The 16,715-nt window shown below is 38.4% G+C and carries 16 protein-coding genes; all 16 read right to left on the bottom strand.

Annotated features, from left to right (window positions below; translation table 11 throughout):
• Positions 1–161 precede the first annotated feature (161 nt).
• Complete coding sequence (locus HNQ80_RS22900) at positions 162–527, bottom strand: hypothetical protein (protein WP_330602997.1); 366 nt, start codon at positions 525–527, stop codon at positions 162–164.
• A gap of 22 nt (positions 528–549) precedes the next feature.
• Positions 550–1,986, bottom strand: a complete 1,437-nt coding sequence (locus HNQ80_RS22895) for a tagaturonate reductase (protein ID WP_184313067.1) — start codon at positions 1,984–1,986, stop codon at positions 550–552.
• Positions 1,987–1,998: 12 nt separating this feature from the next.
• Positions 1,999–3,021, bottom strand: a complete 1,023-nt coding sequence (locus HNQ80_RS22890; protein WP_330602996.1) for a zinc-binding alcohol dehydrogenase family protein — start codon at positions 3,019–3,021, stop codon at positions 1,999–2,001.
• Between the two features lie 64 nt (positions 3,022–3,085).
• Positions 3,086–3,742: a GntR family transcriptional regulator gene (locus HNQ80_RS22885; RefSeq protein ID WP_184313065.1), complete on the bottom strand. Its 657-nt coding sequence runs from the start codon at positions 3,740–3,742 to the stop codon at positions 3,086–3,088.
• A gap of 131 nt (positions 3,743–3,873) precedes the next feature.
• On the bottom strand, positions 3,874–5,163 hold the full coding sequence (locus HNQ80_RS22880; protein WP_184313063.1) for a TRAP transporter large permease: 1,290 nt from the start codon (positions 5,161–5,163) through the stop codon (positions 3,874–3,876).
• Between the two features lie 2 nt (positions 5,164–5,165).
• The gene (locus tag HNQ80_RS22875; protein ID WP_184313061.1) at positions 5,166–5,669 is read right to left on the bottom strand and encodes a TRAP transporter small permease; all 504 of its coding nucleotides are present in this window, start codon (positions 5,667–5,669) and stop codon (positions 5,166–5,168) included.
• 84 nt (positions 5,670–5,753) lie between these two features.
• Positions 5,754–6,779: a C4-dicarboxylate TRAP transporter substrate-binding protein gene (locus tag HNQ80_RS22870; RefSeq protein WP_184313059.1), complete on the bottom strand. Its 1,026-nt coding sequence runs from the start codon at positions 6,777–6,779 to the stop codon at positions 5,754–5,756.
• A 700-nt stretch (positions 6,780–7,479) separates the two neighbouring features.
• Positions 7,480–7,863, bottom strand: a complete 384-nt coding sequence (locus tag HNQ80_RS22865; RefSeq protein WP_184313057.1) for a VOC family protein — start codon at positions 7,861–7,863, stop codon at positions 7,480–7,482.
• Between the two features lie 25 nt (positions 7,864–7,888).
• Positions 7,889–8,914 carry a sugar kinase gene (locus HNQ80_RS22860; RefSeq protein ID WP_184313055.1) on the bottom strand — a complete coding sequence of 342 codons (1,026 nt, stop codon included), beginning with the start codon at positions 8,912–8,914 and terminating at the stop codon, positions 7,889–7,891.
• Between the two features lie 13 nt (positions 8,915–8,927).
• Complete coding sequence (locus tag HNQ80_RS22855; RefSeq protein WP_184313053.1) at positions 8,928–9,569, bottom strand: bifunctional 4-hydroxy-2-oxoglutarate aldolase/2-dehydro-3-deoxy-phosphogluconate aldolase; 642 nt, start codon at positions 9,567–9,569, stop codon at positions 8,928–8,930.
• A gap of 276 nt (positions 9,570–9,845) precedes the next feature.
• Positions 9,846–11,564: a dihydroxy-acid dehydratase gene (ilvD, locus tag HNQ80_RS22850; RefSeq protein WP_184313051.1), complete on the bottom strand. Its 1,719-nt coding sequence runs from the start codon at positions 11,562–11,564 to the stop codon at positions 9,846–9,848.
• Positions 11,565–11,602: 38 nt separating this feature from the next.
• Positions 11,603–12,883 (bottom strand): TRAP transporter large permease, encoded by a 1,281-nt coding sequence (locus HNQ80_RS22845; protein WP_184313049.1) that lies wholly within the window; start codon positions 12,881–12,883, stop codon positions 11,603–11,605.
• Between the two features lie 34 nt (positions 12,884–12,917).
• Positions 12,918–13,406: a TRAP transporter small permease gene (locus HNQ80_RS22840; RefSeq protein ID WP_184313047.1), complete on the bottom strand. Its 489-nt coding sequence runs from the start codon at positions 13,404–13,406 to the stop codon at positions 12,918–12,920.
• A gap of 115 nt (positions 13,407–13,521) precedes the next feature.
• Complete coding sequence (locus HNQ80_RS22835; RefSeq protein ID WP_207727163.1) at positions 13,522–14,562, bottom strand: TRAP transporter substrate-binding protein; 1,041 nt, start codon at positions 14,560–14,562, stop codon at positions 13,522–13,524.
• 127 nt (positions 14,563–14,689) lie between these two features.
• Entirely contained in the window at positions 14,690–15,769 is a 1,080-nt protein-coding gene (locus HNQ80_RS22830) for an iron-containing alcohol dehydrogenase family protein (protein ID WP_184313045.1), read from the bottom strand.
• Between the two features lie 15 nt (positions 15,770–15,784).
• Positions 15,785–16,501, bottom strand: coding sequence for a FadR/GntR family transcriptional regulator (locus HNQ80_RS22825; protein ID WP_184313043.1), 717 nt, complete (start codon positions 16,499–16,501; stop codon positions 15,785–15,787).
• Positions 16,502–16,715: the final 214 nt, after the last annotated feature.

Raw genomic sequence — 16,715 nt, 5'->3', positions numbered from 1 at the left:
GGCAATACATCAGATTTTCTTCCCATAGTAAAGCTCCCCTCATATTAAACAGTAATATTATTTTAACTGTCTACTATAAGGGGAGCATATCATTAAGTGCAGTACGGGTTTATTTATATTATGGGACAAATTCCTTTAGATATCCAAAGAATTTCGCCCTTTTATACCGTAACACCAGATTTAAATATAGTAATTTCTCTAAAATTATTTTTTTCATTATTCACCAATTCACCATTGGCTACTTTTAGTATATATTCTACAAAGGTTGCCAGCATTTCATCCATGGAAACATCCTCTATTAATTCCCCTGCATTAAAATCAATCCAGTGCGGTTTTTTCTTAAATAGAGTACTATTCGTAGATATTTTCATAGTCGGCACAAAGCTGCCAAAGGGTGTTCCTCTTCCCGTTGTGAATAACACCATATGGCATCCTGAAGCTACGAGGTCGTTTCCAGGAGAAGGATTCTCATACACAGGTTGATCATGACTGATGAAGTATCCCTTAAAATCATTGATTAAATCCACTGTTTTTTCGAATATCTTTTCATTAATTCACCTCTTTTATTGCTTCAACCATTCCCACCTGCTCTATTTTCTTTAAATAAACACAAACTTGTTCTTTTAAGCCCGCTACAGCATTAAGATTCATTTTCCAAATCTTTTCCTGAGCCAATACAGTTTCTACAATCTTTCCTATACTGTCTTCTGTACCATCATGCGCCGCCCATAATCTTTCATACATCTCCAGTATTTCTTGATCATCTTTCAGTTCTAAATTCGCCTTATTCTCATAAAGCTTGATTAAGGAAGCCAAAGAAAACACGATCTTTTTAGAGAGCTCGCCCTTTCTATCTTTATACATCAATAAAGATGGGAGTACTCTCGTTTCAAATTTTGAATGGGAATTGAGGGCAATGCTCGTTAAAAAGTGCTTGATAAATGGATTTTTGAATCGATCTAAAACCGCATTGGCGAAATAGTCCAGTTCTTCCTTGGGCAAGTCTAACGTCGGAACGATTTCGTCGAAAATAGTTTCTCTCACAAACTTTCCAACAAGCTTATCTTCTACGGCTTCTCTTACCGTTTCAAGTCCATATAATAGGGCAACGGGCACCATGCTTGTATGGGCTCCATTTAATATCCTTACTTTTCTTGTCCGATAAGGGGCTAGGTCCTTAACGAAAAGTACATTCAACCCTGTCTTGTCTGCTGGGAATTCTTCTGCCACAAAGTCTGGTCCCTCAATCACCCATAGATGAAATTGCTCCCCTTCTACAACAAGTTTATCTTCATAGCCTAATTCCTTTGTGATTTCTTCAATGGAATCTTTGGGGAAACCTGGGACAATTCGGTCTACAAGACTATTGCAGAATGTGTTGGATTCTTCTATCCAGCGAATGAATGCATCTTCCAGCTTCCATAACGCAGCGTATTGTAGGATCGCCTTCTTTAAGTTCTCTCCATTTTTATCGATAAGCTCACAAGGAATAAAGATTAGCCCCTTTTCTTTGGCACCATCGAACTCCTTATAGCGTTCATATAGCAGAGCTGTTACTTTGCCTGGAAAGCTCTTTTGTGGCTTATCCTCAAATCTATCCTTTTCATCAAATACAATCCCCGCTTCTGTGGTATTAGAGATCACAAAGCGCAGTTCTGGATTGCTCGCAATTTCTTTGTATTGTTCATAATCTCTGTAAGGATTAATTCCTCTGCTGATGGCTTCCACGACCATTTTTTCTCTTACAGCCTCACCATCTTTGATACCATTTAAATATAATGTATAAAGCCCGTCTTGGTCATTAAGCATATCTACCAAACCTTGCTCAAGGGGCTGAACCACCACAACACTAGACCCAAAACCAGCCTTTTTATTCATCAAATCAATCATCCAATCACTAAAGGCCCTTAGGAAATTACCTTCTCCAAACTGCAATACTCTCTCAGGATATTTATTATATTTATGGATTTCTTTACTTAGTTTCATCCAAAATCCTCCTTAATCAAATTTCACAAGAACCTTTAATTTAGAGCCATCATTATTGTTTAAAGCTTCAAAGGCATCGATGACATGCTCTAATTCAAACACATCAGTTACCATCTTATCGATATCTACCGCTCCCTGCGATACCAATTCAATTAATGGTACAAAATCATTTAAACTGTTTCTCGAGCCGTATACATCTAATTCCTTTTTTAATAAGATGGAATGGTTAAAGGTAGTTTCTTTCTTTCCATTGCCAATCAGTACGATTTTTCCTCCAAAAGCTGCACAATCAATGGTATTTAAAAAGGTCTGAGGTAAACCTGCAGCTTCAATACATACATCCATGCCGTTACCGCTGGTAATTTCCCCAACCCTTTCTTTTAAATCTTCTTTTGTAATATTTATAACACCATGGGCTCCCATCATCTTTGCATGCTCTAATCTTCCATCAAATACATCGGCAATATATACCTTTGCACCCCTTAGTTTTGCTGAAATCATAGCGAATATCCCGATGGCTCCTGCCCCTAATACCAATACATTATCTCCCTTTTGTATATCTCCTCGATTGACTGCATGATAGCTAATAGAAAAAGGTTCTATCAAGGCCAATGTCTTTGCAGATAGTCTATTTCCGTTATAGATCCTCTCTATCGGCATGGTGATATATTCTGCAAAAGAGCCATCTCTTTGAACGCCCATGGTCTCATTGGACTCGCAGCAGTTTACCTGCCCTCTTTGACAAGAATAACAGTTTCCACAATTGAAATATGGATTTGCCGTTACGATCATGCCCTTCTCCAAACCAAAATCATTTGCTTCAATTTCTACGATCTCCGCAGAAAATTCATGTCCTGGTATTCGGGGATAAGTTGCGAAAGGTTGATTCCCTGTATACGTTGCAATATCCGAACCACAAATACCACAATATTTTATTTTTAAAAGGGCTTCTCCATTTTTAGGAATAGGCTTCTCCATTTCAACAACTTCAACTTTACCAGCTTCTTTTATGTGAACGACTTTCATTTTTTCCATGTTTATTTCCTCCTACATTGCCGTGAAAAGCAATGAAGCAGATATAAGATTCTGCTCCATATACCTAAAAGATCTTCATTAGGGCTGCTTTTCGTGCATTTGATAAATGTTCTTTTATGGTTTTCTCTATCTTCTCTTCATCTCTAGCAACCAGTGCATCAATGATCGCAAAATGCTCTGGTCTTGATCTTCTTTCGACGTCATCTATCTCTAAGGTAGACATCACACGAATTCTATAATCTAAATCATATATCTCATTGGTAAATCGAATGAGATGCTGATTGTTTCCACTTTGAACGATATATTTATGAAATTCTAGATCTAAATCAAAATATTTCACATCTATGGGCTTTCCTAAATCTAGCCTAACATTATCAAATTTTTCCTTCAGGCTGAGCAGGTATTCTGCAGACATCTGTCTACAAGCCAGCTTTGCCATGTGTGGCTCTACCATTTCCCTTATTTGGAATACTTCATGAATGTCCTTCGCTGATATGGGAGAAACGATCATACCTTTTCTTGGATATATGGTGATAAACTTTTCTTGATTTAGACGCAAAATGGCCTCTCTCACAGGTGTTCTACTGATTCCCAGTTCTTCTGCAATCTGAGCTTCCGAAATATCACTACCTGGCATCCATTCACATTTTACAATTTTCTCTTTTATGAGATTGTACGCTCGTTCCTTCAAAGGCAATTGTTTTTCAATCATATTCTTCATGAACTATCCCACCTAGCTATTCTAATTTAAATAATCTCTATTCATTATAGAACGAATCACTTTTCTCGAATGAAAATAACTTATATCTTATTTATTCTACAATTTTCCAGCACAATTTTACAACCTTTTTTCTAGTAGAATAGGTTCACAATTCCCGTTGAGAAAACTGGGAAGAAAGTTAATAGTATTAGACATACAAACAGCAGGATATAGAAAGGTATAGCTTCCTTAATAAATGTTTTAATCTTACATTTTGTAATCCCACAAGTTACGAACATCAATGTCCCCATAGGTGGCGTAATACAACCGATAGCACTATTGAAGATAAATACCATAGCAAAGTGAATTTCGTTAATCCCATAAGCTGCAGCCACAGGCGCCAACAATGGTACCAATACGATCATAGACGCATTACCTTCAATAAACATCCCTACAAAAATCAAGAATACATTCACTGCCATTAAGAATATATATTTGTTGGAAATCATTCCTACGATCATTTCTGTAACTTGTTGGGGAATTCTTTCTTTCGTAAGAATCCAAGCGAAGGCAGAAGCTGCTCCAACAATCAGCATGATGGAAGCCGTACTGGCAACCGTCTCCTTTAATCCATTGACTACATCCTTAAAGCCCATCTCTCGATACATAAAACCAAGGAACAAAGAATAGACGATGGCAACGGCTCCAGCCTCAGTAGGCGTAAACATTCCGATACGAATTCCACCGATGATGATAATCGGCAGTAAAAGAGGTAATGCAGCACCTTTTACAGCAGACATAAATTCTCTTGGTGCGATAAATTTCTCACGAACAGGTTTATAGCCACGCTTCTTGGAAATAACCGATACAAGAATCATCATAGAAAGACACAGCAATACGCCTGGCCCGATCCCTGCAATAAACAGTTTTCCAATAGAAACATTGGCGATAGATCCATAGATGATCATAGCAATTCCTGGGGGAATTAACGGTGTAATCATGGCTGAAGCTGCTGTAACCACAGAAGAAAACTCTTTTGAAAATCCTTTTCTTTCCATCTCAGGCACTAACATCTTTGATTGCATTGCTGCATCTGCAAGGTTTGATCCAGACAGCCCACCCATTAAAGTAGACAACAATACATTTACTTGGGCAAGACCGCCATTCATATGCCCTGTCAATGCCTCAGCAAAATTCATTACCCTCTTTGTAACCCCAGAATAGTTCATATATACCCCAGCACATATGAAGAAAGGTACAGCAAGAAGGGGAATACTTTCAATACCAGCAATAACACGCTGGGCAATGATTTGCGTTGGAACATTCGGTGTTAAGGCGAAATAAGTAATAGAGCCGGCAAAAACGGAAATGAAAACCGGAACCTTCAGAAATAAGAATGCTAACATTACAATTGCAGCAAGACCCACAACACTTATGCCCATTTTTACTCGCCTCCTTTTACTTCAGCATTTTTCAGAAACAATGATTGTGCTGTCATTATCGTAAAGTTGATCATCATGAGGACACAGCCTATCGGGAAAGCTGCATAAATAACAGGATAAGGTATATTTAAAATATTTGTCGTTCTTCCTGTTCTTAACAATTGCCCTACAAGATTACTTCCATGAATCGTAAAATATATAAGGACACCTAAAACAACCACATAGATGAATACTTCGATTATTTTTTTCAAATTCGTTGGAAACATATCTACCAGAACATCTATGGCGACATGACTCCCTGTGCGGAAGGCTGCTCCGCCGCCGAAAAAGGTAATCCATACAAAACACCAAAGCTGAACTTCCTCTAGCCACATAAAAGGACTGCTGAAGAAATAACGGGTGATCACACCCATAAAGGTAACGGCAATAAGAAAGGCCAATGCAATTCCTGTGACAAACAGATCTAAATTTAGCAAGTAGTTCAATGCTTTATTTTCTGTTTTCATTTTTGAACTCCTTTCAATATATAGGCCGGAGGCAAGTCTTGCCTCCGGATGTTAAAACAATTCTTATCTATTGGAAGAATTTGTTTACTTCATGCTCTCTTTTACAGTATCATATAATCCTTCTGACCACTGAGATGTAAATTCAGGAAGGGTGTAGAATGGCTCTGCTGCTTTTCTGAATTCATCTTGGTTCACTTCAATAATTTCTACCCCTTCAGCCTTAAACTTCTCTAAAGTTTCTTGAGTTACTTTCTCTTGAAGATCGTTATTGTAAAGACCAGCTTCATTTCCTGTCTCCATTAAGATCTGTTGTTGTTCAGGCGTTAAAGAATTAAAGAACTCTGTGCCACAAATCCAAGTTGTAAAGTTTTTCACATGGGCATCCAATGTTAAATATTTAGCAACCTCATGGAATTTTCCATTATATAACACTGGAAGTGGGTTCTCAAGACCATCGATGGTACCTTGTTGTAAAGAAGTATATACTTCCCCTAATGCCATAGGCGTTGGTGTAGCTCCCAATACTTCAAAGCCTTTGATCTGAATTGTATTATTTGGTACACGGATTTTCATACCCTTAAGATCAGCTACAGTTCGTACAGGTTTTTTTGTAAGGGTATGGCGATCTCCATACATCCAGTTAGAAGTTAAAAGCTTTAAGCCTTTTTCTTCTAATTTCGTACTTTGCTCAGCATACCAATCGCTTTTTGTAAGATTCCATGCATCTTCCCATGTATCGAATAGATATGGTCCAAAGACGATTCCAAAATCAGGAACACCACGATCTGCATAGAAAGCGCCATCAGCCAATGTGATCACAGAATCTCCTGCTAACATTTGATCGATGATGTCATTCTTAGAACCTAACTGACTTGAAGGAAATACTTCTAATTTCATTGTTCCATTACTCTTCTCTTCTAGAAGTCTCTTCCATTCATTTACTGCTAGGTCAAGGGGTTCGCCAGGATTATTTTCATATCCAATCTGGATAATCACTGGTTCACTTGTCTCTTTCGCTGTATCTCCCTGTGGTGCTGCTGGAGAGCTACAAGCTGCCAATAACGCCAACATCATTACAGCTACCATTAAAATTGCAATCCTTCTTTTCATCTTCATCTACCTCTCTTTATTTATTTATGTGCCAAGGCACATACATACAAATAAATAGCTTTTGTTTCTAGTTAAAAAACGTTTTCATACTTCTCTAAAAAAATGAGAAACCTTTATTTTTCCCAGAATAGCCCATTGAAGTACCCATTCAATCTATGGGCGAAAAGTATCGGATATAATATCAAATATATCTGTGATATATCACTGATATATCACAATATAAACTATATACTATTCCCCATCTTTCGTCAATATATACATGCGATTATTTATCGTTTATTTGTTAGCAAAGTGCATTTAAATGATTTATGTATGATTAAAGAAGTTTTTAAATCCTTTTAATTTTCACAATAGATAAAGAATGTAGTTGGGTTGATATCTGAGGTCTGCGGGCGAACACTGTTCGCCCCTACTAAATGAGCACAGTATTCCGTAGGGATCGACAGCCCTCGCCGTTCCGTGGTTTTTATCTGTATCCTACGGAACGACAGGGTCGTCGTTCCCTACAGAAAACCATGATTTTCCATGATTTGTAGGGTTGGACGACCCTGTCCAACCGTTATCGTTGTGACGTATTGTTCTACAACTCTTTCTCTTACTATTCCAGTAAGCTTTCCAAATAAACCTAAAAAGAAAGAAGAGTCTGTTTCTACACAAACTCTTCTTTCTTTATTATATCTATATTTAGGGAGAAGAAAGCTTAATATAAACGTTCTGGTCTTTGGATAAAGTGGAGGATATTCCCCTCAATATCTCTGAAAAACACAGTTTTTACACCATTTGGATTCACTTTCAAATCTTCAATAATCTCCACGTTATGCTGCTGTAGATTTTTGTACTCTTCTTCGATTTGATCTGTTCCAAAGGCCAAGTGACGAACCCCTTGGTGCTTATTGGTAGCCACCATGCCGTCTTCCTCAGCATGATAGATTTCGATCATGCTTTCATCTTCCATCAACAGGAAGAAAGTAGGGTTTTCTTTTTTGTTATCATATACCACTTTAAGATTAAATAGCTTCATATACCAGTCTTTCAGTGCCACTGTATTTTTTGCACAAATGCCTACATGCTCTAATGTTCTCATGGACTTATCCTCACTTATACGTTTATTATCTTTGTACTCTACCGGACGCATCACCTTTGATCAATGTTTCTACTTCCTCAACGGATACGAGGTTAAAGTCTCCAGGGATTGTATGTTTTAATGCAGAAGCCCCTACTGCAAATTCTAGTGCTTGTTTGAAATCTCTCCCAGAAATCAATCCGTAGATCAACCCACCAGCAAAGGAATCTCCGCCACCTACACGGTCTACAATTCGAATGTCATATCTCTTAGAATGATAGAATTCGTTTCCATCATAAATAAGGGCAGACCAGCTGTTGTCTGATGCAGAATGGCTTTCTCTTAATGTTGTTACTACGTATTTAAAGCCAAATTGCTCCTTCATTTGCTTGAAGATATCTTTATAACCTTCTAGCTCTAATTCACCCTTCGTTACATCTGTATGTCCTGGCTTAAAGCCTAACACCTTTTCTGCATCTTCTTCATTTCCGATACATACATCTACATACTGCATAAGGTTTGTCATTACCTTTTTCGCCTGGTCAGGTGTCCATAATTTTTTTCTATAGTTTAAGTCAACACTTACAGTTACCCCATGTCTTTTTGCAGCCTTTAATGCTTCTTCAGTAAGCTGAGCAGCTTTTTCGCCTAATGCTGGTGTTATCCCTGTAAAGTGGAACCACTCTGCATCTTTAAAAATTTCATCAAAGTCAAAATCACTAATTTCAGCTTCTGCAATAGCAGAGTTTGCACGATCATATACTACCTTAGAAGGTCTCATGGAAGCACCATTTTCTAGGAAATAAATACCCACTCTATCACCGCCGCGGGCAATATAATCCGTTTGTACCCCAAATTTTCTTAAGCTGTCTACAGCGCATTGTCCAATTTCATGTTTTGGAAGCTTTGTTACGAAATGTGCATCTAAACCATAGTTCGCCAAGGATACGGCAACGTTTGCCTCTCCACCACCATATACTACATCAAAGGAATCCGATTGAGAAAATCTTTTAAATCCAGGAGCAGAAAGTCTTAGCATGATCTCTCCCATGGTTACTACTTTTTTAGCCATTATATATTCCTCCTTAAGCTCTCGCTTTTTTCACTTCTTCAACAAATTTCCTTGCTGTTTCTGTTACCAGTTCATAATCCCCTGTCTTTGCACCCTTTGTAAGGTCTCCACCAGTTCCTACTGCGATGGCACCTGCTTTAATCCAATCCTTTACATTCTCTAAACTCACACCACCTGTAGGCATGAAGTTTCCTTGAGGGAGAGGCCCTTTGAAAGCGCTGATGATGGATGGTCCAAAGGCATTTCCAGGGAAAACCTTTACAATTTCAGCACCATAGTCTAATGCTTCAATGGCTTCTTTCACAGTCATAATACCAGGCATTACTGGAATTCTATATCGATTACATAACTTTACTGTTTCAATATTTAAGCTTGGACTTACAATATATTTTGCTCCTGCTAAGATACACGCCCTTGCTGTCTCTGGATCAAGAACTGTTCCAGCACCAATGATGACATCTTCATTTTTGTAAACCTCTGATAACTCTTTGATGATATCTACAGCACCAGGTACCGTCATGGTGATCTCTAATGCCTTGATTCCACCTTTCTTTACTGCTTCAATAATTTTCATTCCTTGTTCTTTTGACTCGGCACGGATAACCGCCACCACACCGCTCTCTACGATCTTTTGAATCGTTTCAATTCTTTTCATAAAGCACCTCCGAAATTGAGTTACATGTTGTCTGACATCGTATAACTATATTATATAATATGTATTTAAAAAATCAATCTATATCTTTACATAAACTCAAAGAATTTATTTTTTGTTTTCAATATTGTCTACATCTTTATATTTTTCATACCATTCCAATGCTTTTAAGGCCCCTACTCCCCTTGATTTGTCATCTTTTTCATTGTTATTACTCCTTTTATTTGTATAAATATATATAATAGCCCATCACTTATGATGGGCTATTTTTTGAGACAACTATTCCATGTATGCACCCTTCATCGGTGATACCGCTGATTTTGTATATAGGGATAATACACCCTTTTTAAACTTTGGCTCTGGCTTGATCCAATTTTTTCTTCTCTCTTGTAATACGTTATCGATTTCATCTGGCATCATTTCCTGGCCTTTGATGCCAATAATCTCTAGGGTTCGATTTGGAATATCCACCTTGATTAAGTCGCCCTCTTCCACCAAGGCGATAGGTCCTCCTTCGCTGGCTTCAGGAGATACGTGGCCTATGGCCGGGCCCCTGGTTGCACCGGAATATCGTCCATCAGTAATCAGTGCGATGGAGGATACCAATTCAGGATCTGTGGCGATGGCTTCTGTGGTGTAGAACATCTCCGGCATACCACTGCCCCTTGGACCTTCATAGCGGATAAACACCGCATCTCCAGGCTTAATCTGCTTGTTGATCACTGCTTCAAAGGCTTCTTCTTCTGAATCGAAGGGTCTAGCTGTTAAGATTGCCTCCATCATTTCTTGTGCCACAGCGGAGTGTTTGACTACAGCACCCTCAGGAGCTAGATTTCCTTTCAGAATTGCAATGGCACCCTCTTGTTGAATAGGATTGCTCTTTGGCCTAATCACAGTTTCTCTTTCTACACCCAATTCCTTTAAATACCCCTTGCATCTTTCATAGAAACCATTCTTCTTTAGGTCCTCTAGGTTTTCACCTAATGTTTTCCCTGTTACAGTCATCACATCAAGGTGTAAGAACTCTTTGATTTCCTCCATGATAGCAGGCACGCCCCCCGCATACCAGAAGTATTGTCCTGGGAAAAATCCGCTAGGCCGTATATTGGCTAGATAAGGGATTCTTCGATGGATCTCATCGAATAGATCAGGTGAAATTTCAAATCCCAATTCATGGGCAACCGCTGGAAGGTGTAATAAACTGTTTGTAGAACCAGCAATGGCTGCATGGACCATAATGGCATTTTCAAAGGCTTTCATGGTCATGATTTGCGAAGGTTTTATATCAAGATTTATTACTGCAAGCAATTGTTCAGCCGTTCTTTGGGCTTCTTCTTCCATCTCTTGAAGGGTTGCAGGCATTACTGCCGTTCCAGGCAGTGCCATGCCCAGGGCTTCACACATAACTTGCATCGTTGCTGCTGTACCCATAAAGGCACAGGCACCACAGGAAGCACAAGCTGTATGCTGCTTGTCTTTAAATGCTTCTTCCGTGATCTCTCCCCTTTTTAATTGGGCACTATAGGTTCCGATCTGCTCTAGGGTTAACATGTCTGGGCCAGCCTTCATCAATCCCCCTGTAAAAATTACGGAAGGCATATCTAATCTGGCGATCGCTTTTAAATGAGCTGGAACGCCCTTGTCACAGCTGCATATAAACATTGCTCCATCAAAGGGTGTAGCCAATGCTTGTATTTCTATCATATTTGCGATCATCTCCCGAGAAAGCAAGGAATAGTTCATGCCGTCATGGCCCTGTGCAATCCCGTCGCAAATATCTGTGGTTGTATATTTAGCTGGCTTAGCACCTAGTCTATCCAGTCTACTTTCCGCTGCCTGAACCAATTTATCTAAGTGGGCACTACCTGGGTGACTATCTCCCCAAGTACTTTGGAGAAATATCTGAGGTTTATCTAGGTCCTCGCTAGTCCACCCCATCCCCATTTTCAGTGCATCCATTTCCACGGCTACACTTCTCATTTTCTGACTCTTTAGCATATGAAGTCCTCCTACCTATTTAACCAAAATCTACATTTCTACTTCAACAGTTTTGGCAAAAAAGTTGAAATTTCTGGTATGAATGTCAGCAAAGTCACTGCTGCAAATAAAGCTAGAATAAACGGAAAAATAGCCCTTGTAATCTTCTCTATAGAAATCTTAGAAATATTGGAAGCAACAAAAAGGTTTACTCCAAGAGGAGGTGTTAAGAACCCTATTTCAGAGTTAACAACCAATAGTATACCGAAATGGATCGGATCTACTCCTAAATTTGTAACCACAGGCAACAATAAAGGTGTTAGGATAATCACCGTCGCCAACGTCTCCATAAACATTCCTATAAATAGTAAGAACAAATTGATAAGCATCAAAATCACAAATTTATTTTGGGATACACTGGATAAGTACATTGCCATTTTATGAGGTATTTGGTACATTGTCATCAATCGACCAAAAGTTGTAGCAACCCCTATAATAATCATTACCGAACCCACTGTAATAGCCGTTTTATAGAGTGAATTGTAAATCTGATCAAATTTTAATTCTTTGTAGATGAACGCACCCACGACAAAACCATACACAACGGCCACAACTGCTGCCTCTGTCGGTGTAAAGATTCCCCCATAAATGCCGCCTAATATGATTACCGGGGCGAGTAAAGCCCAAACTGCATCCTTTACCGCAGAAGCAAATTCTCCAAATGTGAATTTCTCCCCAGAACCACTATACCCATTCTTTTTAGCAATTATATAGCCCACTGCAATCAATACTGCTGAAATTACCATACCAGGTAATATCCCAGCTATAAATAAATCTCCAATAGAAACACTTCCCACAACACCATAAACAACCATGACGATACTCGGTGGAATCAAAATTCCTAATGCCCCACCGGATGCAGCCACAGCTGATGCAAAATCCTTGCTGTAACCCTTCTTAATCATCGCAGGAATCATGATGGAACCAATGGCTGCAACGGTAGCAGGACCAGAGCCAGAAATTGCTGCAAAGAAAGCACATGCTATAATTGTAACTGTCGATAAACCACCTGTGAAAGAACCCATCATTATATTAGCAACCCTTACCAACCTTTTTGATAAACCTCCTGTTTCCATCAAATTTCCGGCCAGTATGAAAAAAGGAACGGCCATCAAAGGGAACGAGTCTACCGCTACGAAAGATCCCTGGGCCAAATATACAGTTGGCATATTACTAAATACGAGTCCCAATAATGATGCAAAACCGATGGATATTGCTATTGGCACCCCTAATAAAAGAAAAACCGTTAAACTTCCAAATAACACTAGTGATATTGACATTGTTTCACCCCATTTCCTATACTTCTAAGCTGTCTTATTCCCCATCCGAATCATTAATACGTTTTACATCTATGACGATTCTCTGAATTAATCTAACCATCATCAATCCATAACCCAATGGAATAATCATATATACCACATTCATTGGTAATCCTATTGCTGGCGATAACTGTCTATTGGAACCTAGATGCTGCACCAAATAGATCCCATCCTTAAGTAAGAAGAATGTAAATGCAAGAAAAATCAAGTCTGCAAATATGTGGGCAGCTTTTTTCGCCTTTCCCTTTAAAAACATAATTCCTACTTCTACGCTTATATGTTCCCTCTTTTTCACCGCAAGTGCTGCTGAAATATAGATCGTCCAAACAAATATAAATCTTGCCGCCTCCTCCGACCATGCCAATGGCATATCAAAAACAAACCTCGATAAAACCTGAAAAAATATAAAAATCGTCATAAAGGAAAGGAGTATAGCTGCAAGATATTCTTCAAATTTATCCTCTATACGTTTTAATAGATTCATTTTATCACTCCTCACAAATGGTCTTATAGCATAATATTCCAACTATCAATACTTATATGAAAGGGTTGAATATAATATTATATTCAACCCTTTTCTTCATCTATCGATAGAGCTGCTATTTTGCCAATTCTTTTTGTACTCTGTCTAAGTATTCAGCAATCTTTCCTTGTGCAAATTCTCCATAGATGGCTTGGGCCTTTGTTTGGAAAGCTTGCTGCTCTTCTGGAGTCAATTCGATTACCTTCATACCATTTGCTTCTAGCTCTTTTGATAATGTCTCGTTTGCTTCTCTATTTAACTGTCTTTCATGGTCTCTTGCAATCTTCGCTGCTTCCATGATCGCTTCTTGCTCTTCTGGTGTAGATTCATCCCAGAACTTCTGGCTGATCATGAATACGAATGGAGAATATAAGTGCTTTGTTAACGTTGTATATCCTTGTACTTCATAGAATTTGTTGTAGTAGATAGTAGCAATTGGGTTTTCTTGCCCATCTACTGTTTTTTGTTGTAGCGCTGTAAATAGTTCTCCAAAAGCCATTGGTGTCGGATTTGCTCCAAATGCTCTAAACGCTGCTAAATGGATTGGGTTTTCCATTGTTCTAACTTTTAAGCCTTTCATATCTTCAGGCTTTCTTACTTCTACTTGTCTATTTGTTAGGTTTCTAAATCCGTTTTCCCAATAAACTAATCCTTTCATTCCTTTAGCAGATAAAGAGTCTAATAACTCTTGACCAATCTCACCATCTAGTACCTTATCAGCAGATGCTTCATCAGGGAATAAGTATGGGAAGTCAAATACTTTGAATTCTTCTACGAAGTTTCCAATTGGAGCCGTCGATGGACATGTACCTTCTTGTGTTCCTAATTGTAACCCTTCCATCATAGCTCGGTCATCACCCAATGCACTATTTGCGAATAATTGTACATCTATTGTATCTACTTTCTTGTTTAACTCTTCTTTAAACTTCTCTAAGCCTTTAAACTGTGGATGGTCTTCATTTAGACCAATACCAATTCTCATAACTCTCTTCTCAACTGGTTTGGTTTCTGCTGGTGTGTTTCCACCTTCTGTAGTCGTTTGCTGCTTAGGCGTACATCCCGCAAAAAGACCTACAACTAACATTAGTGTTAATAAAATCGCTAAACTTCTTTTCACTAAAACCCCTCCCATTTCTCATGTTTTTATATTTAAACTGGATATCTACATTGAATTCTCTAGACTTCACTTTAATTCGCACTTCAAAGTTTAAGAATTGTTGTAGACTACCCTATTTAAAATCTTTTTATTTATTCAACTTTTCTAAATCCTGAATCGCATTGAATAACATATCTTTTGTCACCTTATATGGCATCTTCAGCATATCTGGCGCATTCACTGCCTTCTCTAGCACAGATTCCAGATACATTCTGTCATCCTTTACATCTATATCACTTAAGCATGTTGGCAACTTAGCCTGTTTATAAAAAGGATATAGTCTTTCAAACTCTTCTTTCTGTTCATCCATCACAAGAAGCACCAACACACCGTAGCCTACCACTTCTCCATGAAGATGATGCTTCTCTATTTCTTCTAGTAACGTAAGTCCATAGAATAATCCGTGGGCTGCAGCCCCATTGTTTTCATCGCCCACTAGCATGGCCACGATTCCAGTACTAATGATATTGTTTAAAATGATTTGCTCCAATTCAAAAGAGGATACTTTATTTTCGCTGTCCGACAAGGCTTTCACCCCATATTCGATAAGAGGAAATGCACACATACTGCTCAATTCTTTCGCCATGGAAGCGCTGTGACAAAGCTTTTTTCCTCTTGTGGTGACACCAACCTCGTAGTATTTAGCAATGGTATCTCCAATGCCTGCCCATAGATATTTTGTGGGTGCATTGGCAATTACATGGCTATCCATAAAGATATGTACAGGCGGTTCAGATAAATGAAAAAGGAAATCGAAACTGCCTTGTTCAGTATATACAATAGAAAGCGCTGTAGTGGCTGCACATGTTGCTGCGATGGTAGGGATTGTTATCACAGGTAACCCGACTCTCTGAGCTGCACCTTTGGCAGTATCAATAGCCTTCCCTCCCCCAACACCTATAATAATATCTGCTGCTGTTTGCTGGGCCTTTTCCGCCGCCATATCTATATTTTTCTTTGTACACTCTCCTCCATACCAATGAAAATCAATGATATCTATCCGATTCTCTTGAAGTGTGATCTCGATTTCTCTTTGTGTCATTTCTAAAGCCTTTCTTCCACCTACAATCAGAACCCTTTGGCCGTACTTTTTTACCGTATTTCCAAGGTCTTTCAAAACGTTTTCCCCTATCGTATAATTCGGAAATTTAACCATTATCTTATTCATATCGTCCCCACCCTTTTACCGATTCCCATCCGTTGGTGAATCTTTTTCAACAGCCTTAATACTCCTGATCTCAGTGAGGGTTCTTTCTATATGTCTCCTCATAAAAAGAGCTGCTAATTCTGAATCCCTCTCTTTGATTGCATCTAAAATTTTCTTATGTCCATGTAATCCTCCATCGGGTCCAAGATATCGATTTAGCTCTTGCTGATGAAACTTCCATAAGTCCGTTAAGATACTGTTCACTTTTATAATCAACGAGTTCCCTGTTCCTCTTGCAATACCCATATGAAAATTATAATCTGCATAGGTGAAGTTTAAGGGTTCATCCTTGCTATTGCACATTTCTTCATAGCATTCTTCTAAAAACTCAATCGTATCATCATCACACTTCTCAGCACATAGTCTTGCACTGTCTACCTCCATCAATATTCTGAATTCCAGAATATCGATTAGATTATCCTTCTCAAGAAGTATCATGGGGATTAGGTTATTCAGATAGATGGATGGAGAAAGTTCATTTACAAAGGTTCCTTCCCCCTGTCTTTTTGTGAGAACATTTAATGCTACCATTTTTTCTATCGCTTCCCTTACAGAAATCCTGCTAACCCCTAAATCTTGAGCTAGTTGATTTTCAGACGCTATTTTCATCCCTTGTGTCCATTCCTGTTTGAGAATCTTTTCCTCTATGGCTTTATATACAATATCACTGGTATTTAATTTTCTATTCTCCATAATTCCCTCCAACTTGTATTACAACTTATGACTTGTTTTTATTTTATATTACGGTTTTTAAACTGTCAATCCATAATCTTCAAAAAATTCTTTGCTTTTTCCAGTATTTTTTCGATTTATTCTGTGTTTTCTCTATCCAAACCATTATTGTTATAATATTCTGTAGTTTAACTTGTATTACAACCTCACCTATGCTATATTGAAAATAATTAGT

It is taken from the genome of Anaerosolibacter carboniphilus, from assembly GCF_014205875.1.
Taxonomy (GTDB): domain Bacteria; phylum Bacillota; class Clostridia; order Peptostreptococcales; family Thermotaleaceae; genus Anaerosolibacter; species Anaerosolibacter carboniphilus.
Note: the sequence above shows the minus strand (reverse complement) of the source record. Positions and strands in the feature narration are given on the sequence as shown.